The organism is Staphylococcus auricularis, from assembly GCF_051172115.1.
GTDB lineage: Bacteria > Bacillota > Bacilli > Staphylococcales > Staphylococcaceae > Staphylococcus > Staphylococcus auricularis_A.
Window position 1 is genome coordinate 1 of the sequence record NZ_JBPIZN010000036.1, and the last position, 260, is coordinate 260.

Sequence of the window (260 nt, forward strand, 5' to 3'; positions counted from 1 at the left end):
AGGATTAATTACGGAACATCTTCTTTCGAAGATGAAGGAGTTAGCGTGACATATTGTATTCAGTTTTGAATGCTCATCGGAGTATTCAACGATGATGAAGGGCCTATAGCTCAGCTGGTTAGAGCGCACGCCTGATAAGCGTGAGGTCGGTGGTTCGAGTCCACTTAGGCCCACCATTTATTGTTTGTACATTGAAAACTAGATAAGTAAGTAAAATAGATTTTACCAAGCAAAACCGAGTGAATTAGAGTTTTAAAGCT

Annotated in this window: 1 tRNA gene; it reads left to right on the plus strand. The window is 40.0% G+C overall.

Going from position 1 to position 260, the window contains the following annotated elements:
- Positions 1–99 precede the first annotated feature (99 nt).
- A tRNA-Ile gene (locus ACSBRB_RS10710) sits at positions 100–176 on the plus strand.
- The last annotated feature ends 84 nt before the right edge of the window (positions 177–260 follow it).